We start from the raw sequence: 26844 nt of genomic DNA on the forward strand, positions 1-26844 counted from the left end.
ATGGACCAGAGAATGACCCCCGGGTGTGAACCCGGGGGTTTTTCATTTGCTCCTGACGCAAGCGCTTGTCGTCGCGTCATGGCGACGCCCCCGTCGAGGAAAGCCCCCCACCCTCAGCGCACGTATACCGATGGCCCAGGCACCGTGACAGGGGCTGGCCCAAGCGCGCCGTCCCACAGAAAAGCCCCCGGAGGACATGCTCCGGGGGCTTTGCGCTGTCAGGCTATGGGATCAGTCCATGGCCTTGAAGTTGAAGGCCGAGCCCTCCTTGATCCCGCTGGGCCAGCGCGAGGTCACGGTCTTGGTCCGGGTGTAGAACTTGAACGCATCCGGCCCGTGCTGGTTGAGGTCCCCAAAGCCCGATTTCTTCCAGCCGCCAAAGGTGTGATAGGCCAGCGGCACCGGGATCGGCACGTTGATCCCCACCATCCCGATATTGATGCGGCTGGCGAAATCGCGCGCCGCGTCGCCGTCACGGGTGAAGATGGCGGTGCCATTGCCGTATTCGTGGTCCATGGCCAGGCCGATGGCTTCCTCGTAGCTGGCGGCACGGACCATGGACAGGACGGGGCCAAAGATCTCCTGCTTGTAGATGTCCATTTCGGGCGTGACGTGGTCAAACAGATGCGGGCCGACGAAAAAGCCGTCCTCATAGCCCTGCAGGCGGAAGTTGCGGCCATCGACCACCAGTTTCGCGCCCTGTTCGACGCCGCTTTCCACCAGCCGCAGGATGTTTTCCTTCGCGGCCTTGGTGACCACGGGGCCGTAATCCACGTCATCCCCGGCGGTATAGGGGCCGACCTTCAGCTTTTCGATCCGCGGCACAAGGCGTTCGATCAGCGCATCGGCCGTGCCCTCGCCCACCGGGACGGCCACGGAAATCGCCATGCAACGCTCGCCCGCCGCGCCGTAACCGGCGCCCACCAGCGCATCGGCGGCCTGGTCCATATCGGCATCAGGCATGATGATCATGTGGTTTTTGGCGCCGCCAAAACACTGCACCCGCTTGCCAGCGGCGCAGCCGCGCGAATAGATGTAATGCGCGATCGGGGTGGAGCCGACAAAGCCGATGGCCTGGATCGTCTCGTTGTCCAGGATCGCATCCACGGCGCCCTTGTCGCCGTTGACCACCTGCAGAACGCCATCGGGCAGCCCGGCCTCCTGGAAGATCTCGGCCAGCATCAGCGGGACCGAGGGGTCGCGTTCAGAGGGCTTGAGGATGAAGGCATTGCCGCAGGCCAGCGCCGGGCCCATCTTCCACAGCGGGATCATGGCCGGAAAGTTGAAGGGCGTGATCCCCGCGGCCACACCCAGCGGCTGACGCATGGAATACATGTCGATGCCCGGGCCGGCGCTGTCGGTGAAATCGCCCTTCAAGAGATGCGGCGCGCCGATGCAGAACTCGATGACCTCGAGCCCGCGCTGCACATCGCCCTTGGCATCCGGAAAGGTCTTGCCATGTTCGCTGGACAGCTTTTCAGCCAGCTTGTCCATGTCACGGTTGATGAGGCGCACGGCCTCCATCATCACGCGGGCACGCTTCTGCGGGTTGGTGGCGCCCCAGGCGACTTGCGCCTTGGCCGCCTCGGCCACCGCTGCGTCCAGCTCCTCACGGCTGGCCAGCGGCACCCGCGCCTGAACCTCGCCGGTCGCGGGGTTGTAGACATCGGCAAAGCGCCCCGATGTGCCCTTGACGTGCTTGCCATTGATCCAATGCGTCAGTTCCTGCATGGAATTCCCCTCCTGATAACTTCGCGCGCAGGATACCCTTGCAATTTTGCCCTGCATAGGGGCAGTTTCCCAAAGAGGTCTTGCATTTCTGCAAAGGAAGCGCGTGAGCGACTGGGATGACATGCGGGTGTTCCTGGCCGTGGCGCGGGGCGAAAGCCTCAGCCGCGCGGGCCGCGCGCTGCGGCTGGACCCGGCCACCGTGGGTCGGCGCATTGCGCGGCTGGAAACCGACCTGGGCGCGCGGCTGTTTACGCGCTCCCCCCTGGGATACGAACTGACCGAGGAAGGCCAGCGCCTGCTGACCCACGCCCAGGCCGCCGAAACCGCGCTGGCGGGCGCGCGTGATGCGCTGCACAGCGGCCCCGGCGGGCTGCGCGGCAGTGTGCGTATTGGCGCCCCGGATGGCTGCGCCAATTACCTGCTGCCGCAGGTGGTCGCCGCCATCTGTGACGAAAACCCGGGGCTGGAGGTGCAGATCGTCGCCCTGCCCCGCGTCTTCAACCTGTCCCGGCGCGAGGCCGACATGGCCATCGCCGTATCCGCCCCCGAGGCCGGGCGCCTGAGCGTGCAGAAAATCACCGATTACCGCCTGCATCTGGCCGCCGCGCGCAGCTATCTGGACCGCCACGGGCCCATCCGCAGCATGGACGATCTGCGCGGCCACCGGATGATCGGCTATATCCCTGACATGATCTTTGACAAGGAACTGGATTATCTGTCCGAAATCGGCGTGCAGACGGTGGGGCTGGCGTCGAATTCGGTGTCGGTGCAACTGAACTGGGTGCGGCAGGGGACGGGGGTGGCAGTGGTCCATGACTTTGCCCTGCCCGCCGCGCCGGGGGTGGTGCGCGTGCTGCCGCAGGCCTTCAGCCTGACCCGCGCCTTCTGGCTGATCCGCCACGGCGATGACCGGCGCCTTGGGCGCCTCAATCGCCTGGCCGAGGCCCTGACCACCGGCCTGCGCCGCGAACTGGCCCGGCTGGAGGCGCAGGTGCCAGCCCCCTGACCCCATACTGCAGGCACCACGCAAAAGGCGCGCCTGCCCGTGGCAGACGCGCCCTTTCCCGCACCCCGGCGGCGTCACTCGGCGGCAATCGCCGCCGGGGTGGTGTCGCTTGCCGCTTCCGCATCCTCGATAAAGGCGCGGTGCAGCACCCCGATGGTGTCATTCATCCGGTCCCGGTCTACCAGGAACTGCACCTCGGTCCGGCGCAACCCCTGCTGCAACGCCAGGGGGCGGATACCCGCCGTCTCCAGCGCCTCCAGCCCGCGCCGGGCGATGGCCAGATCGCTCAGGTCCGAGCCGATCACCGCCACCATGGCCAGCGGGCGCGTGGAGAACTCGGCATTGGGGAATTTCTTCGCCAGATCGCGCTCCACCCGCCGGATGGATTTCAACGAGGCATCGAGCCAGTGCGTGATCGAATTGGCATTCGAGGATTTGGACACGATCCACAGGTCATGGCGCGTCAGCGCCTCCAGGATCGCCGCGTCATACCCCTTGACGCCCACCATGTCCGGCTCATGCAGCTCAAAGCCGAAGATCGGCAGCCCGGTCACCATCTCCACCCGGCCGGGCGCCCCGCCCTCGGGACCAATCAGCGTGCCCGGGTCTTCAGGCTCGAACGCATGTTTCACCCGCAGCTTCACATCGGCCCGGCGCAACACCCGCGCCGCATTGGGATGGATCGCCTCCATACCCAGGTTCGACAACTGGTCGGCCACATCGAAACTGGTCCGCCCGATCTTGCGCACCGCATCCAGCCCGACGACCTTGGGATCAGCCGAAGACAGATGGAATTCCTTGTGGATGATAGCTTCCCCGGCACCCGTGTGGGCCGCCAGATGCGCAAAGACCACCTCGGAATAGCCGCGGTCATATTCGCGCATGAGCCCTTCGGAACACTGCGCATAGCCGGTCACAATCGGCAATTCGCTATCCAGGTCAATGCCTTCCATGGCATTGTTCAACCGCTCCGCCAGCGTCGGATGCCCTTCATCGCGCCAGCCTGTCAGGTCCACGAACCGCGCGTTCACGCCTGCGCGCTGCAACATCAACGCGGTGACAAATGCCGAATGCGCCTCACCCAGGCCCGACAAAAGCTCGCGCAGGGTCATCATCTGCGTGTCGATACGGAAATGCCCGTAAGAGCCGAGCCGCTGCAGATCGATCATGCAGGCCCGCGCGCCCTCGATCCGGTCGCGCACAAAGGCATCGGCACGCTCACGGTCGCCATCATGATCCAGGATCTCGCCATGGATGCGCATCATCTCAGCCGCCACGGCCTTTAGCGCCTCACCCCAGCCGGACCCGGAATCGTCATTGGCGAAATGGGCATAGACACCCCGGTCGCCGGATTTCTTGTGCTCCAGCAACAGGTTGGTGATCCCCCCATAGGCCGAGACCACAAACACCCGGCCATAAAGCGCCGCGCCCTCGCGCCCGCCCAGCCAGAGGGTGTCCAGCAATTCGCGGCTCCGGCTCATGCAGGTGCCACCGATCTTTTCAACTGTGTGTGCCATGGTCCTTTTCAGCAGCGCGCAGGCTGCCCTCATTTTCTTGCAGGAAATACTCTCGGGGGGTGAAACCAGCCCCGGTCACGGGGCTGGTGAGGGGGGCTGAAGGCCCCCCTTTGCCCGGCTCGAAATCAGTCCGCCGCTGCGTAGGAGCCATCCTCGCGGTGGACTTCCTTGCCCGTCACCGGCGGGTTGAAGCAGCAGGCCAGAACCATTTCTTCCTCGCACAGGATGGTGTGCTTGTCATGCTGGTCCAGCGCATACATCACGCCGGGGCGGATCTCATGCACCTCACCCTTGGCCAGATCCTCGATCGTGCCCTTGCCGCTGATGCAATAGACGCTTTCGAAGTGGTTCTTGTAATGGAACGTATGCTCGCTCCCGGCGGCGATGGTGGTGATGTGGAAGGAAAACCCCATCCCGTCATCGGCCAGCAGCAGGCGCACCGATTCCCATTGTTCGGCAGCCACGCGCCGGTCGGTTTTCTTTTCTGCGTGAAAGTCGCGCACGATCATTTCGGTTACTCCGCTGCAATGCGTGTTGTTTCGGAAACCGCATCTTGCGCTGCGGCTTCGATGATATCCAGCCCGGCTTCGAACTGCGCCTGCGGAATCGTCAACGGCGCAAGCACCTTGACCACCTCGTCATGCGCGCCCGAGGTTTCGATCACCAGCCCTTCGGCGAAGCAGCGCGCGCAGATGTCGGCGGCCAGCGCGCCCGAACCCACATCGACCCCCTGCATCATGCCACGCCCCTTGACGCGCGCGCCGGGGATGAGGTCGGCAATCCGCTTGAGCCGTTCGGTCAGCACCGCGGCCTTGGCTTCGGTCTGCTTCTGGAAGGCATCATCGGCCCAGAACTTTTCCAGCGCCACGCGGGCGGTGACAAAGGCATGGGTGTTGCCGCGGAAGGTGCCGTTATGCTCGGCCGGTTTCCAGATATCCAGATCCGGGCGGATCAGCAGCGCCGCAAAGGGCAGACCATAGCCCGAAAGCGATTTGGCCAGCGGGATCAGGTCAGGCTCGATCCCCATCCCTTCAAAGCTGAAGAACGGCCCCGTGCGCCCGATACCGGACTGGATGTCATCGGCGATCAGCAGCGCACCATGCTTCTTTGCCAGCGCGGCGATCCCCTTCAGGAACTCGGCGCTGGCAGCGTTCAGACCGCCCTCACCCTGGACCGGTTCGATCAGGAAGGCCGCAGGCGCATCGATCCCGCCCGAGGGGTTCTCCAGCATCGCCGTGATATAGGCGAGGCTGTCCACGCCCTCGATGGCGCCCTCGAACGGCATCCGGGTGACGCCGTGCAGCGACATGCCACCGCCACCACGCTTGCCGGCATTGCCGGTGGCGGCCAGGGCACCCATGGTCATGCCATGGAAACCGTTGGAAAAGGCGATTACCGTCTCGCGCCCGGTCACCTTGCGGGCCAGCTTCATCGCGGCTTCGACCGCATTGGTGCCGGTGGGGCCGGTCATCATCACCTTGTGGTCCATGCCGCGCGGCTTCAGGATCAGCCGCTCGAAGGTTTCCAGAAAGGCGGCCTTGGGGCCGGTGTGCATGTCCAGCGCATGGGTGATGCCGTCGCTGGCGATGTAATTGACCAGCGCGGCCTTCATGTCCGGGTCATTGTGACCATAGTTCAGCGACGAACATCCGGCCAGAAAGTCGATGTATTCGCGCCCGTCCCGGTCGGTCAGGGTGGCGTTGCGTGCGGCGGCAAACTCCACCGGGAAGCTGCGGCAATAGCTGCGCGCCTCGGATTCGCGGCGGGTATAGATGTCGGTCTCGGGTTTCGGATCGGTGGTCATGGCGTCAACCTCGCTGGTTGTCATGATGAAAAGAGAAGCCGCCGGCGCACGCTCCGCAGAGCATGCGCCATGGCAGCATCGCGTGTTCGGAAAAATCAGGCAGCCTTGCGGTCGGCGGCGGCATCCAGCGTGATGGTGACCAGATGCTCGGTGGCATGGGCGCCACCGAAATGGGCCTCACGCTCATAATGGGGGGCGTGGCTCAGATCCCCACCCAGGCGGCGGGCGAAGCCACGGAACAGCCCCCAAGAGGCGTCATTGTCCCGGGTGATGGTGGTTTCCATCTGGCGCACGGATTTGCAGACCTGACGCTCCACCAGGGCCGCAAGCATGTGCCGGCCCAGTCCGGTGCCGCGCATCGAGGCGCAGACAGCCACCTGCCAGACAAAGATCGTATCTTCGCGGCCCGGCGGCAGATGCGCGGACACCCAGCCCACGACCTTGCCATCCTGTTCGGCCAGCACGCAGGTATCTGCGAAATGGTCGCACTGGATCAGGTTCATGTACATGGAGTTTTCATCCAGCGGCTTGCAGCGCGCGACCAGGTCCCACACGTCCGAACCGTCGGATTTCGACGGCTTGCGGAGGCGCAGGCGACCTTTAGGTGTTTCGATAATCTTGCGAATCTGGGCAGTCATTGGTTCTACGTCCCGGCTTTTTCCTTCGTTGAACTAAATATAAGGGACTGGAGGATCATTGCAACCCTGCGGCGAAACACCGACCTGTTGACTATTTTTCGGTTGCAAATCAAGCATATCACGGGCTTCCTGCGCCCGATTTTCGGGCAATCTGGAAATTTTTATTTCCTTAACCTAATCATTTGTCCATCTAAGATACCTGCGCCGCCGGGTGCGGCGCGCTCTTGCCTTTCGCGCGCGGGCGCAGCAATCTGGTGCGTGTCACTACAGGAAGACCCCGTGAAAAGCCGCGCCGACCCCACCCTGATCGCCCTGCGTCGCATCCTGCGCGCGCTTGACAGCAATGACCGCGCCATTGCCCGGTCCTCGGGGCTGTCGAACGCACAGATGCTGGTGCTTCATGCGCTCGCCGATACCGGCCATGAAATGCCGCGCGACATCGCGCGCAGGCTGGGGGTATCGCAGGCCACCGTCACCGCGCTGATCGACCGGCTGGAGGTGCGCGGCCTGGTGCGCCGCGAACGCCGCCAGGCGGACCGCCGCATGGTCTGGGTCATCCTGACCGATCCCGGCCGCGCGCTGCTGGACGCAGCCCCTGACCCGCTGCATGACCGGTTCATCCGCCGGTTTGATGCGCTCGATGACTGGGAGCAGGCGATGCTGATGGCCGCGACCGAACGCATGGGGAAACTCTTCGATGCCGAGGAGGTGGAGCCGCTGCCGGTTCCCGATGACCCCGCGCGCCGGGCAGGTTGAGGCAGGCGCGCCCTTTACACCGGCGCCGGGGCGATTATCTGGTGTTTCACAGGCACGCCGGAGCGATGGGAGACGACCGATGGAAAAGCGCGAGGCCCGCATCAAGGCGCTGGACCCGGTCTGGCGGCGCATCCACGATGAGGCGCATGAGGCCGTGGCGGCCGAACCCCTGCTGGGCGGGGTGTTCCATTCGTCGATCCTGCATCACACCACCTTCGAAAAGGCGCTGGCCTTCCGCTTCTCGCTGAAACTGGCCTCGGGCGAGATGTCCGAACAGATCCTGCGCGAAATCGCCGATGAGGCCATGGCCGACGATCCCAGCATCGGCGCCGCCGCCCGGGCCGATCTGGTCGCCACCTATGAGCGTGACCCCGCCTGCAACCGTTTCCTGCAACCCCTGATGTTCTTCAAGGGGTATCAGGCGCTGCAGGCCTATCGCATCGCCCACTGGCTCCATGCCCGCGGGCGGCTGGATTTTTCCTATTTCGTGCAGATGCGCGTGTCCGAGGTCTTCGGCGTCGATATCCACCCCGGCGCGCGCATGGGCCGCGGGATCATGATCGACCACGCCCATTCCATCGTCATCGGCGAAACCGCGGTGGTGGGCGACAATGTCTCGATGCTGCATTCGGTAACCCTGGGCGGCACCGGCAAGGAAGACGGCGACCGCCACCCAAAGATCGGCGACGGGGTGTTGATCGGCGCGGGCGCCAAGGTGCTGGGCAATATCACCGTGGGCCATTGCTCGCGCATTGCGGCCGGGTCGGTGGTGCTGGAGGATGTGCCGCCGAAATCCACCGTCGCCGGGGTGCCCGCCCGGATCGTGGGCGAGGCGGGCTGCGCGCAACCCTCGATCACCATGGACCAGATCCTGCGCGGCGAGGTCTGAGGGCATGTCCCGGCCCGGCATCGCCGGACCGGCCCCCGGTCACACCGCGCGCATCCGCACCGCATCGCCGGGCGCGGCACCGCCGTTGCGGCGAAAGGCGCTGGGGGTCTGGCCCGCATGCAACTGGAAATTCCGGGTGAAATAGCCCGGCGTCGAATAGCCCAGCGCGCGGGCCACGTCCTGCACCGGCATCCGTGTATCCAGCAACAGGCGGCGGGCCTCGAACAGGCGGCGGTCCTGCAACAGGTCATGGGCGGTGCGCGCGCAACTGGCCTTGCAGGCGCGGGTCAGATGGGTCGGTGTCACCCCCAGCGCGCGGGCGTAATCGGCCACGCACAGCCCTGATCGGAACTCGCGCTCCAGCAATGCGGCATAGCGCGCGGCCAGGCGCTCCGAGGCGCGCAGCAGCCCCTCGCCGGTGTGGGCGTCCTCACGCTCATCCAGTTGCCGCGCGATCCAGACCCCCAGCAGCCCCAGATGATGCCGGGCCGCCACCATGCCGCCCGTCCGGGTGCTGGCCACTTCGCGCTGGATATTGTCGATGATTGCCGCCAGTTCGGACTGGTCGGATTTCTCGCGCAGGCGGAAGTGATGGGGCACCGATGGCAGGTCCAGCGCGCAGTCACGGCCGAAGAACACCGCCGCCCCGTTGGCCCGATGCGTGACGGCAAAGCCATGCATGGTATCGGGCGGCAGGAAGATGGCATTGTTGGCATGAAATCCGCGCGTGCGCCCGGCGATGGTGATCCGCCCCTGCCCCATGGAAAACCACAGCAGCACGGGTTCCCGCAGGGCGCGCATGGCCTCGACCTGCCAGCGCGGGCCGCCGGTCAGGCGGGACATGGGCTGCACGCGCAGCCGCGAGGGGGTTTCCGGGATCAGGGTCATGGCTGCCTTCTCCGCCGCGGACAGGCCCAGAGTAGGGACACCCGCCCGTCATCCAAAGCGGAATCTGCACGCAGGCGCCGGAATCCGGCTGCCCGGCGTGGCCAGCAGGTCACGGCAGCGTCACGCCCTGCCACCCCGCCATGCGGTTGCGAAACCAGGTCCGCTGGCGTTTGGCATATTGCCGGGTGGCACGGATGGCGGCATCGCGCGCCTGGGACAACGACATATGGCCCTGCAGATGGGCCACCAGCTCTGGCGCGCCGATGGCTCGGGCCCAGGGGGCGGCGGGGTCCCAGTCAGCCAGCACGGCGCGAACTTCCTCCAGCGCGCCCTGGGCCAGCATGGTGTCGAAGCGCGAATCGATTCGCGCGCCCAGCCACTCCGGGTCCGGGCGCAGCACCAGTGCGGCGGCCACTGCAGACAGGGGCAGCAGCGGCGCCGGGGTGTCCGCCTGCCAGTCGGCCAGCCCCCGCCCGGTGGCCGACAGAACCTCCCACGCGCGCTGGATGCGGGCGGGGTTGGCCCGGTCGATCTGCGCTGCAGTGGCCGCGTCCAGCTCTGCCAGCAGGGCGCCCGGACCTTCCGCCCGCAACCGGGCGGTGGCACGGTCCCGCACCGCGGCGGGCACCGGCGGGATCGGCGCCAGCCCGCGGGTCAGGGCGTTGAAATACAGCCCCGTGCCCCCAACGATCACCGGGTTGGGATGATCGCGCAGCAGGGCTGCAACCTCGCGCAGCCAATGGCCTACGGAATAGTCGCCCCGGCCCACATGACCATAGAGCAGATGTGGCACCTGCCGGGTTTCGGCCCTGGACGGGCGCGCGGTCAGAACCCGCCACATACCATAGACCTGCAGCGCATCGGCATTGACCACCGCACGCCCCTGCCGCAGCGCCAGCCCCAGCGCCAGGGCCGATTTGCCGCTGGCGGTGGGTCCGGCCAGCAGCACCGGGCGGGCGGGGTCCGGGTCCGGCCCGGGCCAGGGGGGCTGCGCGCCGCTCATGCGCGGGCCCTTGCGCGCTGGGCACCATCGCGCCCGGCGGCGCGCGCTTTCACGTTGAACACCGGCCCGTTTTCCGACATTTTCCGCCCTGATCCAGAATTCCCTTCTGCCGGCTGAGGCAGACACAACAAGGTGCCCGCCCCATGCCCGATCCTGTGCCCGATTCTGCCTCCGAGAGCCAGACCAAGCCCGCCTATGCCCGCGTGATGCTGAAAATCTCGGGCGAGGCGCTGATGGGCGATCTGGGCTACGGGCTGCATCCGCCCACCGTCCAGCGCATCGCCGCCGAGGTGCAGGCCGTCCACCAGCTGGGCGTGGAGATCTGCATGGTCATCGGCGGCGGCAACATCTTTCGCGGGCTGCAGGGCAGCGCACAGGGGATGGAACGGACCACCGCCGATTACATGGGGATGCTGGCCACGGTGATGAACGCGCTGGCCATGCAATCCGCGCTGGAGGCGCTGGGCATCCACACCCGCGTGATCAGCGCGATTCGCATGGATGAGGTGGCCGAGCCCTATATCCGCCGCCGCGCCGTGCGCCACCTGGAAAAGAAGCGCGTCTGCATCTTTGCCGGCGGCACCGGCAACCCCTATTTCACCACCGACACGGCGGCGGCCCTGCGCGCCTCGGAAATGGCCTGCGAGGCGATCTTCATGGGCAAGCAGGTCGATGGCATCTATGACAGCGACCCAAAGACCAACCCCGAGGCCAGGCGCTTTGACACCATCACCTATGATGAGGTGCTGCGCAGCAACCTCAAGGTCATGGATGCCTCGGCCATTGCGCTGACCCGGGACAACCGGATGCCGCTGATCGTGTTCTCGCTGGATGAACCCGGGGGCTTTCGCGGCATCCTGCGCGGTGAAGGCACCTATACCCGCGTCACGGTATGACCCCCTGCACCCGGGCTGTTGTGCCGAATCGAACTGGTCTATAACGCAGACAAAACGGGTGCTGTGATACACGGTGCCATGAAGGAAAGAGTGCAAGACATGTCCGACAACGATCTGGAAATCGATCTTGATGACCTGGAACGGCGCATGGATGGCGCCATGGCCTCGCTGCGGTCCGAATTCGGCTCACTGCGCACGGGGCGCGCCTCGGCGTCGATGGTGGAGCCGGTGATGGTCGAAGCCTATGGCCAGATGACCCCCATCAACCAGGTGGGCACCGTCAACGTGCCGGAACCGCGCATGGTCACCATCAATGTCTGGGACAAATCCCTGGTGGGCAAGGTGGAGAAAGCCATCCGCGAAAGCGGGCTGGGGATCAACCCGCAGCTCAACGGCACCATCATCATGCTGCCCATCCCCGAGCTGAACGAGGAACGCCGCCGCGAACTGACCCGGGTGGCCGCGCAATATGCCGAACACGCGCGGGTGGCCGTGCGCAACGTGCGCCGCGACGGGATGGACCAGATCAAGAAGGCCAAGACCGCCGGCATGAGCGAAGACGAACAGAAACTGTGGTCCGAGGAAATCCAGACCCTGACCGACCGTTTCATCAGCAATATCGACAAGGCGCTTGAAAACAAGCAGACGGAAATCATGCAGGTCTGACCCTGCCCAGCGAAAGCGGCATTTTGAACATGAGTTTTGACCAGCCGGCCGAAGGCGAAGACCCGGCCCTGACCAACCGCCTGCATGTGGCGGTGATCATGGACGGCAACGGCCGCTGGGCCCAGGAACGTGGCTGGCCGCGGCTGGTGGGGCATCGCAAGGGTGCCGAACGGGTGCGTCAACTGGTCCGCGCCTGCCCCGAAGTCGGCATCCGCTACCTCACCCTCTATGCCTTTTCGACCGAGAACTGGAAACGCTCCACCGAGGAAGTTCTGGGCCTGATGTCGCTGTTCGCGCGCTACATCAAGCGTGAGGCCGACCGTATGGCGCGCGAAGGCGTGCGCATGCGCATCATCGGGGACCGCAGCAAGCTGGACCCGAAGCTGGGCGCCATCTTCGACTGGATCGAGGCCGAGACCGCCAGCAATGACCGCGTGCATCTGACCGTGGCCATCAATTACGGCGGGCGCGATGAAATCCGCCGCGCCACCTGCGCCATCGCCGAAAAGGTGCGCGACGGCAGGCTGGACCCCGCGCAGATCACAGATGCCACCATCAGCGCGCATCTGGACACCCATGCCCTGCCCAACCCTGACCTGGTGGTGCGGACCTCGGGCGAGTTGCGGACCTCGAATTTCCTGGCCTGGCAGGCGGCCTATGCGGAATATGCCTTCACCGAAACGCTCTGGCCGGATTTCACCCCGGAAAAGATGACCGAAATCCTGCACGAATTCGGCCTGCGCGAACGCCGCTTTGGCGGGGCGAAGTAATGGCGGCCAGCTTCGGCGATCTGCGCGACCGCACGCTGTCCGGGGTTGCCATGGCCGCCATCGGTATCGGCGCGGTCTGGGCCGGGGGCTGGGTGTTTCAGGGGCTGGTGGGCGTGCTGGTGGCGCTGATGGTCTGGGAACTGGCCCGGATGCTGGATGCGGGCGCCCCCTTCGGCAAGGCCGAGGCCAGCGGCTTCAGCGCCGGGGTGGCGCTGCTGGTCTTTGTCAATCAGCTCTCCGGGCTGGCGCTGCTGGGGGTGCTGGCCCTGGCCGTGGCATTGCTGGCCTGGCGCTTTGCCCGGGACCGGGCGCTTGCAGGGGGCTATCTGGCGCTGATCCTGCTGGCGGGGCTGGCGCTGATCGTCATGCGCGGGGCCTTTGGCTGGGAATGGGTGCTGTGGCTGGTGCTGGTGGTGATCGGCTCGGACGTGGGCGGGTATTTTGCGGGCCGCATGTTCGGCGGGCCAAAGCTCTGGCCCCGGGTCAGCCCGAAAAAGACCTGGTCCGGCACCGTGGCGGGCTGGGTTCTGGCGCTGGGGGTGGGCTGGGCGATGATGGGCCCGCTGGGCGCGGGGTCGGGGATCTTGCTGGCCTCGGTGCTGCTGGCCATGGCCGGTCAGGCGGGCGACATCGCCGAAAGCGCGCTGAAGCGCCATGCGGGGGTCAAGGACAGCTCGGCGCTGATCCCCGGCCATGGCGGGTTCATGGACCGCTTTGACGCCATGATCACCGCGGCGGTGATGTTCCTGCTGCTGGCCGAAACCGGCGTGATCGGCGCGGTGATCCTTGACTGAGGCGGGGACGATGCGGCGGGTTTCGGTCTTTGGCGCCACCGGCTCCATCGGCGAAAGCACCTTTGATCTGTTACAGCGCCGCAGCGACGTGACCACCGTGGCGCTGAGCGGCGGGCGCAACGTGGCCCGCCTGGCCGAACAGGCCCGCGCGCTGGGGGCGGAACTGGCCGTCACCGCCTTTGACGATTGCTACGCCGATCTGAAATCCGCGCTCTCGGGCAGCGGGATCGAGGCTGCCGCCGGTACGGCCGCCGTGATCGAGGCCGCCGAGCGCCCCGCCGATTGGGTCATGTCCGCCATCGTCGGCGCCGCCGGGCTGGCCCCCGGCCTGCGCGCGCTGGAGCGTGGCGCCACTCTGGCCTTGGCCAACAAGGAATCGCTGGTCACCGCCGGGCCACTGGTCATGGCCACCGCCCGCGCCCATGGCGGCACCATCCTGCCCGTGGACAGCGAACATTCGGCCGTGTTCCAGGCGCTGGTGGGCGAGGATATCGCGGCGGTGGAGCGGGTGATCATCACCGCCTCGGGGGGGCCGTTCCGGGACTGGCCCGCCAGCCGCATGGCCCGCGCCACGCTGGAAGAGGCGATGAACCACCCCAGCTGGTCCATGGGCCAGCGCATCACCATCGACAGCGCGTCACTGTTCAACAAGGCGCTGGAACTCATTGAAACGCGGGAGTTCTTCGGGATCGACCCGGCGCGGATCGAGGTGCTGGTCCACCCGCAATCGCTGATCCACGCGCTGGTGGGCTTCAGTGATGGCGCGCTGATGGCCCATATCGGCCCCGCCGACATGCGCCACGCCATCGGCTACGCGCTGAACTGGCCCGCCCGCGGCCCGGTGCCGGTAGAGCGGCTGGACCTGGCCCGAATCGGCCAGCTGAGCTTCGAGGCCCCCGACCCCAAGCGCTTCCCCGCGCTGCGCCTGGCGCGTGAGGTGATGGACACCGGCGGACACGCAGGCGCCGCCTTCAACGCCGCCAAGGAGGTTGCGCTGGACCATTTCATCGCGCGGCAGATCGGCTTTGCGGATATGGCGGCCCTGGTGGCGGCCACGCTGGAGCACCTTGCCGCAGGCCCGGACCTGGCCGCGCCGGTAAAAAGCCTTGATACCGTGCAGGCCATGGACCACATGGCAAGACAGACCGCCAGGGCGCTGATCGCCAGCGGCGGCATTCGCTGAACGCAGGAGCAAGCTATTGGATTTCATGGGGCTGTTGCCGTCCTTCGGCAGTTTCTTCTTCACCCTGGCGGCCTTTGTGGTGGCGCTGTCGATCATCGTGGCGGTGCATGAATACGGCCATTACATCATCGGACGCTGGTCGGGGATCCATGCGGATGTGTTCTCCATCGGCTTCGGCCCGGTGCTGCTGAAAGGCACCGACAAGCGCGGCACGCAATGGCAGATCGCCGCCATTCCGCTGGGGGGCTATGTCAAATTCGCAGGCGATGCCGATGCGGCATCAAGCGGGGCGGATGATGCGGCCATGGCAGAGATGGATGCGAAGGCGCGGCGGCGCACCATGCATGGCGCGCCCCTCTGGGCACGCGCGGCCACGGTGGCGGCGGGGCCGGTGTTCAACTTCATCTTCGCCATCCTGGTGTTCGGCGGCTACATGATGGTGCAGGGCGTGGCCACCGATGACCCGGTGATCGGCGAGATCGCCCCCCTGCCCACCGAAGGGATCGAGTTGCGCCCGGGCGACCGCATCCTGGCCGTGAATGGGGTCGAGGCCGAGAGCCTTTCGGAATTCTACACCGCAGCCGAGGCGCTGGCGCCATCCGAACTGGTTCCCTATCGTGTGCTGCGCGGCGGTCAGGTGATCGAGGTCGCAGGCCCCTATCCGCAGCCGCCGCTGGTGGGATCGGTCAGCCCGCAGTCGGCCGCGCGCACGGCCGGGCTGCGCGCAGGCGATGTGATCATCTCGGCCAATGGTGAGCGCATGCTGGCCTTTGCAGACCTGCGGGTGGCCACCGATGCCTCGGGCGGGGAGCCGATGCAACTGGAGGTCTGGCGCGATGGCACCGTGTTCGAGGTTGACCTGGCCCCGCGCAGCACCGACCTGCCCCTGCCCGGCGGCGGGTTCGAGACCCGCTGGCTGATCGGCCTGACCTCGGGGTCGGTCTTCGACCACGCCACCCGCACCCCGGGCCTGCTGGAGGCCACGGCCATGGCCAGCGCCCAGACCTGGCTGGTGATCCGCACCAGCCTTGAGGGGCTGTATTACATGGTCACAGGCGTGATCAGCACCTGCAACATCGCCGGTCCCATCGGCATCGCCGAGACCTCCGCCGCCATGGCCAGCGACGGGCTGTCGGATTTCATCTGGTTCATCGCGGTGCTGTCGGTGGCGGTGGGGCTGCTGAACCTGTTTCCCATTCCCATCCTTGATGGGGGTCATCTGGTGTTTCACGCATGGGAGGCCGTGACCGGCAAACCACCTTCGGACCGCGCACTCCGGATCCTGATGAGCATCGGCTTCGCACTGCTGATCACGCTGATGGTCTTTGCACTGACCAACGACCTGTTCTGCTGACGCCCCCCCTGCGCGCCGCCTGGGCGGACCGCCCCACCCACCCACCCTGCGCTCCGCCCAGGCGGCGCGCAGGGGGGCTGCTCATGGAGGGCATCGGTGCGTGTGCAGGTCCAGAAGCGTTTCGATCACCATCAGCATGGCGGCCAGATATGCCGGGTCACCCGCCGCGGGTTCGGGACCGGGATCATGGCGCAAGGCCGCGGCCATGAGCGTCCCGTTGCCCAGCGCCGGATGGACCCGAGACCACAGGCGGCGATAGCGGTCGGCGCGCTGTGCGTCGGTGATGATTGCGCGCAGCACCTCAGGACGCGCGTCCTGGGGTGTCACCATCAGCACCCGCGCGGTGGCGGCAATATCTCCATGGGTTACCGGACGCATCGCCACCATCCGTCTGCGCGGCACTGGCACCCCGCACACCACCGCCCCGTTGCGCCAAGGGGTCCGGGGCGCGCATGGGTGGGTGGGTGGGCGCGACACGGGGCGCTTGGCGCAACGGGGCGGGACACGCGGTCAGAGTTCATGATCGATGCTCGCTTCCGGTCCGGGGCCGAACAGGGCCGAGATCTGGGCCACCGTGACGCTCAGCCCTCCGTCCAGCCCATCCTGAGCCTGCTGGGTGGCGGTGTAGGTCCATTGCGGCTGGCCGATCTCGATCTCTCGCCGCAGGGCGCCATCCCCGCCCAGGATGCGCAGGCGGTAGCGCTCGAACTCCTCGCCCAGGGGCACCCCGTATCCCTGCCAGCTATCACCCTCGATCCGGGTCCGGCGCACCCAGCTGATCCCCAGATCCCCCCCCGCAAGCGGACGCAACCGCAGATGCGCCGGCGCGTAGGGGCGCAGCCCCACGCCGTCGAAGGCGCGCGTGACCTCGGTATAGCTGGGATCGGATACGGGCCGCGATGCAGGGCCGATCCGGTAGCGATGCGCCATCCCCCGGACCGATCCCGGCAGGTCGATCTGTTCCGGCGCCCGGTCCATCAGCACCACGGTGCTGCCGGGGGGCCATTGCGCGGGCATCACCCCGTCGGTCCCTTGCTGGCCGCGCAGGCGCAGGGACAACTCCCACAGATCCGGGGCGATCAGCGCCACCTGCTGGAACTGGAACAGCTCCCACGCCTGCCCGTCGCCGATGGCCATCAGGTTCGCGCCCCCCAGCACCGCCGCCGCGCTGGCCGAGGCCAGCGCCCCGCCGCCCAGCCGCACCCGCAGTGCGGGGCCCCGGTCCCAGCGGCCCGCCGGCGCCCAGGCGAGGGGTGTTTCCGTCACCCCGACCGTAGCGGGTGAGACCAGCAGCCGGTTCAGCTCCAGCTCTGCCCCCAGGGCGCCTTCATAGAGCGCGACCGCTCCCGGCCAGGGCCGGGAGGCCACCGCCAGATGCGGCGCGTGGGGCAGTTCATCCCCGCGCATCAGCGGCAGGTCCAGGAACACCGGCAGCACCGGCACGGGTGCCGCAAAGGGGCGCAAGCTGCTGCCTTCATCCACCACATCCGCCGCCGCATAAGGCGCAGGCTCTACCCGCACGGCCTCGACCGCGCGGCTCAGCCCCTGCGAGACCCGGTCAATCCGATAGAGCCCCTGCCCTGCCCCTGCCTCCAGCCGCACCACATCGCCCGGCCCATGAGCGCGCGAGGGCGGCAGCGTGAAACGCGCGCCATCGCGGGCGACGCGGGCCTCGGCCAGCCAGCGCTGGGCCATGCTGCGCGCCTCGGCCCGGTTCAGGACCAGCGGCAGATCGCTGCGCGACACCACGGTCTGCGCCTCATCGGGGAAGCGGGCCTCGGTCACGCGCTGGTCGAAATCGGCCTCGGCCTCGGTATAGCCGATCTGGACGCGGCCGATCAGCTCGGCCTCGGGCGCGCGGGTGGTCTCCAGCGCGCCGCCGTCACGCTCGGCCAGGTCCGGCAGCGCAAGGGTGCCCGCCGCGCGGCCATCGCGCAGCCGAAAGACCAGCGTGCCGTCCCGTTCCACCGCATCCACCCCATAGGCCAGCATCAGCGGCTGCAGCATCGCCCGCGCGCTGTCGGTCGAGGCCACGGCGAACCCGCGCACCACCCCGTGCAGGGCGCTGACATCCACATGGTGCACGCCCGCCGCCGCGCAGATATCGGCCACCACCGCCGCCAGCGGCTGGTTCAGCGCCCGCCCCGAAAGCCAGTGACCCCGCGCCCAGTTCTCGCCATCGGCCCAGAGCGTGCGGTTGCCCGGGAACCACGGAAACGGCCGCGCATCCCAGGCCCAGACATGGGCGCGGGACATATCCACCATGGGGCCGCCATAGAGGTCGGACACCGGGTTATGGGCCGGGTCGCCCCAGTAGCTGGCCATTGCGCGCAGGTATTGCATCTGGATCAGGTCATCACGCCGCCCGGTGGAATAATACGGCAGGCTGCTTTCCGAGGATTTCGGATCCAGGAACTTGTTGGGCTGGTTCGTGCCCTTGTCGATGGCCGCGCAGCCCAGTTCGGTGAACCAGAAGGGTTTCGAGCGCGGCACCCAAGGGCTGGGCGTGACCGCACGCTGGCCGTCGATCCGGTCATGGTGTTCGTTCTCCCACCAGCTGCGCAGATCCTTGTAGCGCCAGATCCAGGGCTCGTCATACGCACCATCGGTGATGGGGGTGCGCTCCTGCGCGGCGCGGGCGCGGGCATCGGGGTAATACCAGTCATAGCCCTCGCCCCCGGCGACATTGGCGCGCAGGTAATCAAGGTTGTAGATGCTGCCCCAATAGGCATCGGCGTGGTCCTGACCATCGCGCCAGTCCGACAGCGGCATGTAATTGTCGATGCCGATGAAATCGATCGCCTCATCCGCCCAGAGCGGGTCCAGGTGGAAATAGCGGTTGCCGGTGCCATCGCTGTAGCCCCAGTATTCGGACCAGTCAGCGGCATAGGTCAGCTTGACATCCGGGCCAAGGATCGTGCGCACATCGACGGCCAGGGCGCGCAGGGCGGCCACGGCGGGGAAGCTGTGGCCGGGGCCGCGGATCTGGGTCAGCGCGCGCATTTCAGAGCCGATGCAGAAGGCATCCACTCCGCCCGCCGCCGCACAAAGTGCGGCGCAATGCAGGATGAAGCGGCGATAGGACCACTCATTCGGCCCGCCATAGCTGACCGCGCCGTTGGAGATCGAGAAATCGCCCGGGGCCACGGTGCCGAAGAAAGCGGCGACCTCGGTTTGGGCGGCGGGGGTGCCATCGGGGGTGTCGGGGCGGCCAGGGGCGGCCTCCAGCGTGATGCGACCGCGCCAGGGCAGGACCGGCTGATCAGGCGCGTCGGACCAGGGATCGGGCAGGCCGTTGCCCTCCATCTGGCCCATCAGCAGGAAGGGATAGAACACCACCTTCTGCCCGCGCGCGTGCAACGCGTTGATCCCTTCGATCACCGCCGCGTCGGCGGGGGTGGAGCCATAGACCGGCCGCCCGTCCAGCCGCGCCAGTTCCGGCGCGGTGGCGCGGGTGCGCCCGCTGACGGACCAGGACAGGCCGCGATCCTTGGCGTCGGCATGTTCCAGCTTCGGCTCCACCCGGCAGCGGCCCGCGCGCAGGTCATCGCCGAACCACGAAACGATCAGCAGGCTGGAGCCGCAGCCCGGCAATTCGCGCACCAGCTGGTCCAGCGCGACCTCCAGATCGGCGCGGCCCTGGGGGCTGTTGGTATTGATCGCCTGCGCCGCGCCCAGGCCCAGATCGCGCGTGACCGGCGTTTCGGCAAGCGAGAAATCGCCCGTGCCGGGCATCAGCGCCACGGCCTCGACCACGCGGTCCAGGGTGGGTTCGCCCTCGGCCTGGGCGGCGCGCAGCACCTCGAAGCTGAATTGCGGGACGCGGTTGCCGAAACGGCCCAGTTCCAGATCCTCGATCACCACATAGGCGATTCCGCGATAGGCCGGGGCGCGGCCCGGGCCCTCGACGGCCTCGATCTTTGGATCCGGGGTCTGGGAGTCGTCGCCATGATAGACACGCAGGTCCAGATCATCGGGGGCGATTTCCTCGCCATCGGCCCAGATGCGGCCCACGCCAAGGATCGGCCCCTCGCACAGGGCCAGGGCCAGGCTGATGGCGTAGGAATATTCCTCGACCTTGACGCGCGGGCGGCCCTTGCCGCCGCCGCTGCGGCTGGTGGTGCGGGTTTCCTCGAACCGCGTGGCCCAGATGACATGGCCGCCCAGCCGCACCCGGCCCCAGACACGCGGCAGGGGCGCGCCCTCGCCCGCGGCGGTCAGGCGCAGGCGGTCCACCCGGCCGCTTTCCACCACCTGCGTGCCCGGCCCCATCAGGCGCTGATCGATGGCCATGCCGATGGTCGCCCCCACCGCGCGCCCGATCACCGCACCTGAAAGGCCCAGCACCGTGCCCCCCACGCCCGAGCCCAGCGCCGCCCCTGCCGCCGAAAGAACCAGAGTTGCCATTGCGTTATCCTTTCCGATCCGGGGGATGCACCGCGCGCGGCTGCATCACACCCCTGTCCCGCCTGTCCCGGTGGCCATCACAGGCCGCAGCCGAAAGCGCGCCACGATCCGGCGCGCCCAGACCCCGCCAAGCGGGCTTTCCACCACCCCATGCCCGATGAAGGCATGGATGAAATGCGGCCCGCCCGGGCGGTCGCTGCGCAGGCCCAGATGCCGCGCCGCCATGCCGCGCTGCAGCCGGAACAGCAGCACATCGCCCGCCTGCGCCGCGCCACTGGCGGGGGCCAGAGCGGTCTGCAGCCCGAGCAGCAGGGCCTCGCCCTCAGCGCTGTCCCAGCCCTGGGGGTACAGCGGCAGGGCGGCGGGTTCGGCGCCATGCACCGCCCGCCAGACCCCGCGCACCAGCCCCAGACAATCGCAGCCCGCACCACGGACCGAGGCCCGGTGCCGAAACGGCGTGCCGATCCAGGCGCGGGCCTCGGCCACCACGGCCTCGGCAAGCTGGGTGTCGGTCATGTGTCGTCGCCCCCGCGCAGGCGGCCGCCGTCATTGACGCCGTCGGTTCGGGGATAGGCCAGCAGCCAATCCTCACGCGGGATATGGGGAAAGCCCCGGAAATTCCGCAGGTTGTTGAACTTCAACCGGCAGGAGGCGGCGCGCTTGTCGCAGCCGGCCTCCAGCCGCAGCAGATCGCCCGGCGCGGGCGCGCGGCCCAGTTGCTGCCAAAGCTGCAGGCTGCGCTGCCCGCCCGGCGCCAGCCGGTCGCTGCGGATCACGCCCACCTGCCCGGCCGCCGCGCCCTCCAGCACCCGTAGGCGGCCGAATTCGAACCAGCGATCTTCGAACCCCGGCAAATCCGCGAAGTCGAAGCTCTGGCCCGCGTGGACCACCTCGGCCGGCAGATCCACGGCAAAGCCCGGCAGCGACAGGTCAAACCCGCAGGCGCTGTCGCCCAGCACCGCGCCGCAGCCGGTCTGGAACACCCGCCCCCGCGTCTGGCCCAGGGGTTCGGTCAGCCCGCGCAATTCGGCCTGAAAGGCGCCGCCCGCGCGGGTGATCTCGCCGATGGTGCCGCGAAAGGCCACGCGGCGCTGCGACGGGTCGGCCCAGTTGACCTCCCATATCACCAGCGCCGCGCCATCATAGAGGCCGGCGAGGATGTCGGCCTCGGTCAAACCGCTGTCGATCAGGGCGCCCATGGCCTCGGAATTGTCCACCGACAGGCCGGTGCTGCTGTCCAGCGCGCGCGCGCTCATGCCCGCATCGGCGCGAAAAGTGACGCCGTCAAAGCTCAGATCCCGGTCATGGTCGGTGAAGCCCAGCACCGTGCCATCGGCGCGGGTCAGCTGCCAGGCGCGGCAGACGGTGGTCAGGCCGCTGGAGAGATGCTCTTGCAGGCTCATGCGCGGATCTCCACCACCGGGACGCGGGGCAGATCGCCGGCGCGGAAACTGGCGACCGAGACCTGGATCAGGTCGGTGTCGAACCGCACCGGCACGTCGAATTCGAAGCCCGCGCGCACCTCGGCCCCCTTGCCCGGGGGCGTGTCGAAGCGGATCACCCCGGTGGTGGCGTCCAGCGCCCAGCCCTTGCCATCGGCCATCAGATCCGCGCCCAACGCCACCATGACCGTATCGGCCACCGGCTTGGTGATCGCGCGCCATTCCACCTGCGCGCCGGACCGATACCCCTTGCGCAGGGCAAACGCGCGCTGCACCCCGTCGCCCATGCCCAGCAGCTGATCCGTCGCTGTCACCGGGCGCGAGGCCGGGGCGGAGCGGTAATCCGCCCAGTCCTTCCAGCGAAACCCGTGCAGCCGCCCGCGCCGCGCCTCGAAAAACGCGATCAGCGCTTCGACATCATCAAGCCGCCGCAACCCCAGCCCCGCGTCATAGCGGCGGCGCGATTGCGCCCAGGGGCTGTTGCGTTCCTCATGGCCGTTGGTCAGCGTCACCACCTCGGTGCGCCGCTCAGGCCCGCCAAGCGAGCCGAAGCTCAGATTCGCCGGAAAGCGGATTTCGTGAAAGCCCATGTCAGCGGTTCCTCTGTCCCCGGGCCAGCAGGCGGCCCATTTCCGCGGCGATCTGGCTTTCCGAGCGGCGGAAGCCTTCGACATCGGGGGTTGAAATATTGAAAGTCACGTTGATCGCGCGCCCCCCGCCACCCGCGGCCTGCACCCCCAGCTTGCCATCGGGGCCGCGGCTCAGGGGCATGATCGCCTCGGGGCCGGCCTCGCCCATCAGGCCGGTGGTGCCGCCGCGCATGGGAAAGGCCGTGGCCTGCGAAATCACGCCCCCCTTGGCAAAGGGCATCACCCGGCCGTTGGCAAAGCTGCCGCCCTGGGCAAAGGGCATCACCGCCCCCATCAGCCCGCCCACGCCGCGCGCCAGCGCCGCGCCCAGCGCGTTCTGCACCGGCGCCATGGCCTGATTGTAGACCGAGGCCGACATGGTCTGCGCGACCCCGCGCAGCGCATCCTTCAGCCGCATCCCGTCGAACACCATCCCGTCAAAGGCGCGCCGCAAGCCGCCACCAAAGGAGCGCGAGAGCCCCTCGACCTGGCGCTCGGTCATGGCCAGCGAGCGTTCCAGCCCAGCCAGCTCGCCCTCGAACCCCGCGACCATGCCGCTGGTATTGCCCAGCCGCAGCTCCAGCGCGGCCAGCTGGTTTTCAAACTCGGTCATGTCCGTCATCTTGCTGCGCTCCTGCAGTGTCGGGGTAGCGCGCGGCCAGCTCCTCCAGCCGCGCGCGGGTCAGGGGCTGGGCGCCGCCCTCGAAGCCCAGCATCACCGCCAGTTCCAGCGGGGTCAGCGCCCAGAACTGCGCCGGGGTCAGGCGCAGATCGCGCAGCCCGGCGCGCATCAGCGCCGCCCAGTCCATGCCTGGCCGCGCGCTCATGCCTGGTCAGGGCGCGAAAACGCCCGCGCCAGCAGCAGCGCGGCCACCCGCGCGCCCTCGACCGGGCCGCCGCGGATCTCGGCCGACAGCAGGTCATCCGCCGTGCCCTGCCAGCCGCCGCCGCGCAAACCGGCCACGATCAGCGCCAGCACATCGCGGCTGGTAAAGGCGCCGCCCTCGAACCGTTCGACCAGCGCCATCAGGCTGTCGGCCTGCAACGCGGCCTCCAGTTCCGCCAGGGCGCCCAGGGTCAGCTTCAGCACATGGCGGCGGTCGTCGATCCACAGCGCCACCTCGCCCGCATGAGGGTTGGCCATTCTCCGCCCCCCGCTCACAGCGCCACGAAATCAAGCGCCCCGGCCGAGGCCAGCGCGATTTCATAGGTCGCCTCGCCATTATGGCTGCCGGCGTAATCCAGCCCGGTGATCTGGAACCGGCCCTCGACCAGGCCGAAATCGGGGATCACCACCTGAAACACCGGCACCTCGCCGGCAAAGAAGATGGCCCGCGCCCGTTCATCGGTGCCCGCATCGCGGAACACGCCCGAGCCCGAGATCGAGGCCGATTTCACACCCGCCCCGCCCAGCAACTCACGCCAGCCGCCCGCGCTTTCCAGGCTGGTGACATCCACCGTTTCCGCGTTGAAGCTGATCCGCGTGGCGCGCAGCCCCGCGATGGTCTCGAACTGGCCGTCGCCGGTCATGTCCACCTTGATCAGCAGATCCTTGCCGTTCTGCGCCCCCATGGGTTCACTCCTTGTTGTGCGGCCCGCGCCGCCTTGCATTGCTCAAGGGGCCGGTTCAGCCCGCATCCTCCACCCGCGCGCGAAAGCGCAGGTCAATCCGCCGGGTGCGCCCGCCCTGCAGGCGCCGCGCCTCGGCCCGGTCGAACCACAGCCCCACCAGGCGCCCGCGCTGAAGCGCCAGATCGGCGCCCGCCAGCAGATCGGAAATCCGCCCCGCCGCCTGCTTGGCCTCCAGAAACCCCGCCGCGTCCGAGATGACCGAGATCACCATCCGGTGCTCGGCCCCCGCGCCGCTCTGGTCTGATCGGTCCAGAACCTGCTCGGCGCCGATCAGCACATGGGTGCCGGGCGCGCTGGCGGGCGGGGCGGCATCATGGATCGCCCCGGCCACCAGGTCCGACAGCACGGCATCGCCTGCCAGAGAGTCATAGATCGCGCCCTGCAGGGCGGCTGCCATCGCATAGCTCATGCCGGGTCCTCCTCCAGCGCGGTGCAGACCAGATACCGGCCCGTCGGGTCGGCCTCGGCCACCGCCAGAATGCGAAAGCGCCGCGGCCCTTCGACCAGCCGCTGGCCGGGGCGCGGGCGGCGCGGGCTGCCCGCAGGCGCGGCGCGCAGGGTGATGCGCAGCCGCTGCGCCGCCTCGGGGCCCATGGCGCCCATCCGCTCATTGCCCGCGCCGGGCCGGATCTCGGCCCAGAGCATCCCCAGCGCGCTCCAGGTGATCGCCTGGCCCCCCGCACCATCGGGCGCCGCCTGAGGGTGCTCCAGCACCAGCGCGCGCGTCAGCCGCGGCGCGCTCATGCCCGCCCCCCGGTGCGCAGCACGCGCCAACGCTCCAGGATCGAGGCCACCGCCATCGGCAGAGCGCCGCCTGCCTCGCGGTCCTCATAGTGACGCGCGGCCAGCATCAGCACCGCCTGCGCCAGATCGGCGGGCAGATCCGCCCATTCGGGGCCGAACCCGGCGGTGAACCGGATCACCGCGCCCCCGCCCCAGCCAATCACCGGCAACACCACGCCCATGGGCGCCAGCACCGGGCGATGCTGGTCACGCAGCAGACGCCAGCGCGCAGGGTCCACCAGGGTTTCCCCACCCGCGCGGTCCAGCAGCGCCACCTCCTGCACCTCGCGCACCGGCGCCACCGGCAGCACCTGCGCGTCGGGCGTGCGCCAGCCCTGCACCCGCAGCTCAAACCCGCGTTCCAGCAACACCTTGCCGGTCCGCGCCTCTACCGTGGCCATGGCCGCGCGCAGATACTGGGCCAGCAACCCGTCCTGGCTGGCATCATCGGCAAAGCCGCTGCCCATGCGCAGATGCTCGCGCAACGCCACCACCGGCAGCGCCTCCGGTGCAAACCCGCCTGTCTCGATCAGCTCCATAGCGCCCTTCCTTGCCTGCACGCCAAAGCGCGCCGCCCCGGCGCGGCGATCCCAACTGACCGCCGCGCCCCTCTCCTCATCTTGCGAAAATCACGCCCGCTGGGGCCGCCGGGGGCTGCACGCCCCCGGCCACCGCATCAGTCCTGCGAGAACCGCAGCAGCTTGATCGCCTTGAAGTCCGACACATCGCCGCCCACGCGCTTGGTGGCATAGAACAGCACATGCGGCTTGGCGCTGAACGGATCGCGCAGCACGCGCATGTCCGGACGCTCGGCGATGGTGTAGCCCGCGCCGAAATCGCCAAAGGCAATCGCATAGCTGCCCGAGGCGATGTCCGGCATGTCCTCGGCGATCAGCACCGGATAGCCCATCAGCCGCGCGGGCTCTCCCGCGGCCAGACCGTCCGACCACAGGAAGCGGCCATCGGCATCCTTCATCTTGCGCACCGCACCGGCGGTTTTGGAATTCATGACAAAGGTGCCATTGGCGCGATAGCCCGCGCCCAGCGCATAGACCAGATCGACGATGGAATCGGCGGCATTGGTGGTGGCGAAATCGCCATTGTTGCCGGTGGCGATATAGCCCAGGCTGCCCCAGGACCAGCTGTCCTCGGCCACTTTCGGATGATCCAGGAAGCCGCGCGGCTTGTCGTCGCCATCGCCGTCGATAAAGGCCTTGGCTTCGGCCCGGGCGAATTTCCCGGCGATGCGCGCGGCCAGCCAGCCTTCGATGTCAAAGGCCGAATCGTCCAGCAGGCGCTGGCTGGCCTTGGGCATGGCCGACAGCTCATGCAGGCGGACCGGAATACGGTCGATCGCGTGCCCGGTGCTTTCCACCACCGCGCCGGTCTCGCTCGCCCAGCCCGAGGCCACGTCCGAATGATCCACCAGCACATCGAAGGAGGTCGCCTCGACCGTCACCACCGATGCGATCGCCCGGATCGAGGCCGCCCCATGCAGCACGCCGCGGATCGTCTCGGCGGTCTGGGGATCGACCAGATAGCCACCCTCGCCCGCGACCTGGGTGTTCAGACCCTTGGTTTCGAACTCCAGCCCGCGCATGGCGTTTTCGTCGCCCGAACGCAGATAGGCGTCGAACGCCTTCAGATGGGGCGCCCCGGCGTCATCGGCGCGGCTCAGAACCGGGCGCGTCACGGCCTGGGCATGTTTGCGATCCAGCATGGTCATTCGCTCTTCCTGTTGTTGAAGTGAGACTTGAATATCATCCTGAAACGCCTTGAACTCGCTCAGGAACCCGGCAACGGCGGCTTTCACCTCCGCCACCGGAAGGTCGGGCTCCACAGCCGCCTGCGGAACCGGACAGGATGCGTCGGATTGGGTCATGGGGCTCTCCTCGGTTGCACCCGGCTGGCCCGGAAACGGGACCGCATGTCGGGTTGGGGCAAGGTATAGCCCCACGGGGTAAAGCCGGGCTGAGCACAGCGCACGCTGCCCCCGCGCCCGCGCGCAACACCCGCGCCGCGATTCCCCGTTTCCCCCGCCCCGCCTTCTGATGTA

29 protein-coding genes are annotated in these 26844 nt (G+C 68.0%); 9 read left to right on the forward strand and 20 right to left on the reverse strand.

Annotated features, from left to right (window positions below; translation table 11 throughout):
• Window positions 1-231: 231 nt before the first annotated feature.
• A complete protein-coding gene (locus tag HUK65_RS02985; RefSeq protein WP_179904638.1) occupies window positions 232-1731 on the reverse strand; it encodes a CoA-acylating methylmalonate-semialdehyde dehydrogenase in 1500 nt (499 codons plus the stop codon).
• Between the two features lie 121 nt (window positions 1732-1852).
• Here HUK65_RS02985 and HUK65_RS02990 point away from each other — a divergent pair, with 121 nt between their 5' ends.
• Window positions 1853-2737 carry a LysR family transcriptional regulator gene (locus HUK65_RS02990; protein ID WP_179904690.1) on the forward strand — a complete coding sequence of 295 codons (885 nt, stop codon included), beginning with the start codon at window positions 1853-1855 and terminating at the stop codon, window positions 2735-2737.
• A gap of 74 nt (window positions 2738-2811) precedes the next feature.
• Here HUK65_RS02990 and HUK65_RS02995 read toward each other — a convergent pair whose 3' ends face one another.
• From HUK65_RS02995 to ectA, 4 genes are all read right to left on the reverse strand, one after another.
• On the reverse strand, window positions 2812-4254 hold the full coding sequence (locus HUK65_RS02995) for an aspartate kinase (protein WP_179904639.1): 1443 nt from the start codon (window positions 4252-4254) through the stop codon (window positions 2812-2814).
• A gap of 125 nt (window positions 4255-4379) precedes the next feature.
• The gene (locus HUK65_RS03000; RefSeq protein WP_179904640.1) at window positions 4380-4763 is read right to left on the reverse strand and encodes an ectoine synthase; all 384 of its coding nucleotides are present in this window, start codon (window positions 4761-4763) and stop codon (window positions 4380-4382) included.
• A 5-nt stretch (window positions 4764-4768) separates the two neighbouring features.
• A complete protein-coding gene (gene ectB, locus HUK65_RS03005; RefSeq protein WP_179904691.1) occupies window positions 4769-6058 on the reverse strand; it encodes a diaminobutyrate--2-oxoglutarate transaminase in 1290 nt (429 codons plus the stop codon).
• A gap of 95 nt (window positions 6059-6153) precedes the next feature.
• On the reverse strand, window positions 6154-6696 hold the full coding sequence (gene ectA / locus HUK65_RS03010) for a diaminobutyrate acetyltransferase (RefSeq protein WP_179904641.1): 543 nt from the start codon (window positions 6694-6696) through the stop codon (window positions 6154-6156).
• A 279-nt stretch (window positions 6697-6975) separates the two neighbouring features.
• Here ectA and HUK65_RS18980 point away from each other — a divergent pair, with 279 nt between their 5' ends.
• A complete protein-coding gene (locus HUK65_RS18980; protein ID WP_179904642.1) occupies window positions 6976-7452 on the forward strand; it encodes a MarR family winged helix-turn-helix transcriptional regulator in 477 nt (158 codons plus the stop codon).
• A 79-nt stretch (window positions 7453-7531) separates the two neighbouring features.
• Window positions 7532-8341 (forward strand): serine O-acetyltransferase, encoded by an 810-nt coding sequence (gene cysE, locus HUK65_RS03020; protein ID WP_179904643.1) that lies wholly within the window; start codon window positions 7532-7534, stop codon window positions 8339-8341.
• Window positions 8342-8380: 39 nt separating this feature from the next.
• Here cysE and HUK65_RS03025 read toward each other — a convergent pair whose 3' ends face one another.
• Both HUK65_RS03025 and miaA read right to left on the reverse strand, forming a co-directional pair.
• Window positions 8381-9229, reverse strand: coding sequence for a helix-turn-helix transcriptional regulator (locus HUK65_RS03025; protein ID WP_235441735.1), 849 nt, complete (start codon window positions 9227-9229; stop codon window positions 8381-8383).
• 109 nt (window positions 9230-9338) lie between these two features.
• Complete coding sequence (gene miaA, locus HUK65_RS03030; RefSeq protein ID WP_179904644.1) at window positions 9339-10232, reverse strand: tRNA (adenosine(37)-N6)-dimethylallyltransferase MiaA; 894 nt, start codon at window positions 10230-10232, stop codon at window positions 9339-9341.
• Window positions 10233-10375: 143 nt separating this feature from the next.
• On the opposite strand from miaA, the gene pyrH reads away from it, so the two are divergent.
• The 6 genes from pyrH to rseP all read left to right on the forward strand — a co-directional run bounded on the left by pyrH (window position 10376) and on the right by rseP (window position 15895).
• On the forward strand, window positions 10376-11128 hold the full coding sequence (gene pyrH, locus HUK65_RS03035) for a UMP kinase (RefSeq protein ID WP_179904645.1): 753 nt from the start codon (window positions 10376-10378) through the stop codon (window positions 11126-11128).
• 99 nt (window positions 11129-11227) lie between these two features.
• Window positions 11228-11794 (forward strand): ribosome recycling factor, encoded by a 567-nt coding sequence (frr, locus tag HUK65_RS03040; protein WP_179904646.1) that lies wholly within the window; start codon window positions 11228-11230, stop codon window positions 11792-11794.
• Window positions 11795-11823: 29 nt separating this feature from the next.
• Window positions 11824-12564 carry a polyprenyl diphosphate synthase gene (gene uppS, locus HUK65_RS03045; protein WP_179904647.1) on the forward strand — a complete coding sequence of 247 codons (741 nt, stop codon included), beginning with the start codon at window positions 11824-11826 and terminating at the stop codon, window positions 12562-12564.
• Window positions 12564-13358, forward strand: a complete 795-nt coding sequence (locus tag HUK65_RS03050; RefSeq protein ID WP_179904648.1) for a phosphatidate cytidylyltransferase — start codon at window positions 12564-12566, stop codon at window positions 13356-13358. The genes uppS and HUK65_RS03050 overlap by 1 nt, the downstream gene beginning before the upstream one ends.
• Before the next feature lie 10 nt (window positions 13359-13368).
• A complete protein-coding gene (dxr, locus tag HUK65_RS03055) occupies window positions 13369-14541 on the forward strand; it encodes a 1-deoxy-D-xylulose-5-phosphate reductoisomerase (RefSeq protein WP_179904649.1) in 1173 nt (390 codons plus the stop codon).
• A gap of 16 nt (window positions 14542-14557) precedes the next feature.
• A complete protein-coding gene (rseP, locus tag HUK65_RS03060; protein ID WP_179904650.1) occupies window positions 14558-15895 on the forward strand; it encodes an RIP metalloprotease RseP in 1338 nt (445 codons plus the stop codon).
• Window positions 15896-15976: 81 nt separating this feature from the next.
• Here the strand turns inward: rseP and HUK65_RS03065 are convergent, their stop codons facing one another.
• The 13 genes from HUK65_RS03065 to HUK65_RS03125 all read right to left on the reverse strand — a co-directional run bounded on the left by HUK65_RS03065 (window position 15977) and on the right by HUK65_RS03125 (window position 26670).
• A complete protein-coding gene (locus HUK65_RS03065; protein ID WP_179904651.1) occupies window positions 15977-16273 on the reverse strand; it encodes a DUF7742 family protein in 297 nt (98 codons plus the stop codon).
• Between the two features lie 132 nt (window positions 16274-16405).
• Window positions 16406-20302: a baseplate multidomain protein megatron gene (locus HUK65_RS03070; protein WP_179904652.1), complete on the reverse strand. Its 3897-nt coding sequence runs from the start codon at window positions 20300-20302 to the stop codon at window positions 16406-16408.
• 45 nt (window positions 20303-20347) lie between these two features.
• Window positions 20348-20818, reverse strand: coding sequence for a C40 family peptidase (locus HUK65_RS03075; protein ID WP_179904653.1), 471 nt, complete (start codon window positions 20816-20818; stop codon window positions 20348-20350).
• Window positions 20815-21705, reverse strand: a complete 891-nt coding sequence (locus tag HUK65_RS03080; protein WP_179904654.1) for a DUF2163 domain-containing protein — start codon at window positions 21703-21705, stop codon at window positions 20815-20817. The genes HUK65_RS03075 and HUK65_RS03080 overlap by 4 nt, the downstream gene beginning before the upstream one ends.
• Complete coding sequence (locus HUK65_RS03085; protein WP_179904655.1) at window positions 21702-22334, reverse strand: DUF2460 domain-containing protein; 633 nt, start codon at window positions 22332-22334, stop codon at window positions 21702-21704. The genes HUK65_RS03080 and HUK65_RS03085 overlap by 4 nt, the downstream gene beginning before the upstream one ends.
• Window position 22335: 1 nt before the next feature.
• Entirely contained in the window at window positions 22336-22995 is a 660-nt protein-coding gene (locus HUK65_RS03090; RefSeq protein ID WP_179904656.1) for a phage tail tape measure protein, read from the reverse strand.
• Complete coding sequence (locus HUK65_RS03095; protein WP_179904657.1) at window positions 22973-23200, reverse strand: rcc01693 family protein; 228 nt, start codon at window positions 23198-23200, stop codon at window positions 22973-22975. Before HUK65_RS03095 ends, HUK65_RS03090 begins: the two co-directional genes overlap by 23 nt.
• Window positions 23197-23517 carry a gene transfer agent family protein gene (locus HUK65_RS03100; protein ID WP_179904658.1) on the reverse strand — a complete coding sequence of 107 codons (321 nt, stop codon included), beginning with the start codon at window positions 23515-23517 and terminating at the stop codon, window positions 23197-23199. Before HUK65_RS03100 ends, HUK65_RS03095 begins: the two co-directional genes overlap by 4 nt.
• A gap of 14 nt (window positions 23518-23531) precedes the next feature.
• Complete coding sequence (locus HUK65_RS03105; RefSeq protein ID WP_179904659.1) at window positions 23532-23945, reverse strand: phage major tail protein, TP901-1 family; 414 nt, start codon at window positions 23943-23945, stop codon at window positions 23532-23534.
• Between the two features lie 55 nt (window positions 23946-24000).
• The gene (locus HUK65_RS03110; protein WP_179904660.1) at window positions 24001-24414 is read right to left on the reverse strand and encodes a DUF3168 domain-containing protein; all 414 of its coding nucleotides are present in this window, start codon (window positions 24412-24414) and stop codon (window positions 24001-24003) included.
• Window positions 24411-24749, reverse strand: a complete 339-nt coding sequence (locus HUK65_RS03115; RefSeq protein ID WP_179904661.1) for a head-tail adaptor protein — start codon at window positions 24747-24749, stop codon at window positions 24411-24413. Before HUK65_RS03115 ends, HUK65_RS03110 begins: the two co-directional genes overlap by 4 nt.
• Window positions 24746-25327 (reverse strand): head-tail connector protein, encoded by a 582-nt coding sequence (locus tag HUK65_RS03120; protein WP_179904662.1) that lies wholly within the window; start codon window positions 25325-25327, stop codon window positions 24746-24748. Before HUK65_RS03120 ends, HUK65_RS03115 begins: the two co-directional genes overlap by 4 nt.
• 137 nt (window positions 25328-25464) lie before the next feature.
• Window positions 25465-26670 (reverse strand): phage major capsid protein, encoded by a 1206-nt coding sequence (locus HUK65_RS03125; protein WP_179904663.1) that lies wholly within the window; start codon window positions 26668-26670, stop codon window positions 25465-25467.
• Window positions 26671-26844: the final 174 nt, after the last annotated feature.

This window comes from Rhabdonatronobacter sediminivivens, assembly GCF_013415485.1.
GTDB lineage: Bacteria > Pseudomonadota > Alphaproteobacteria > Rhodobacterales > Rhodobacteraceae > Rhabdonatronobacter > Rhabdonatronobacter sediminivivens.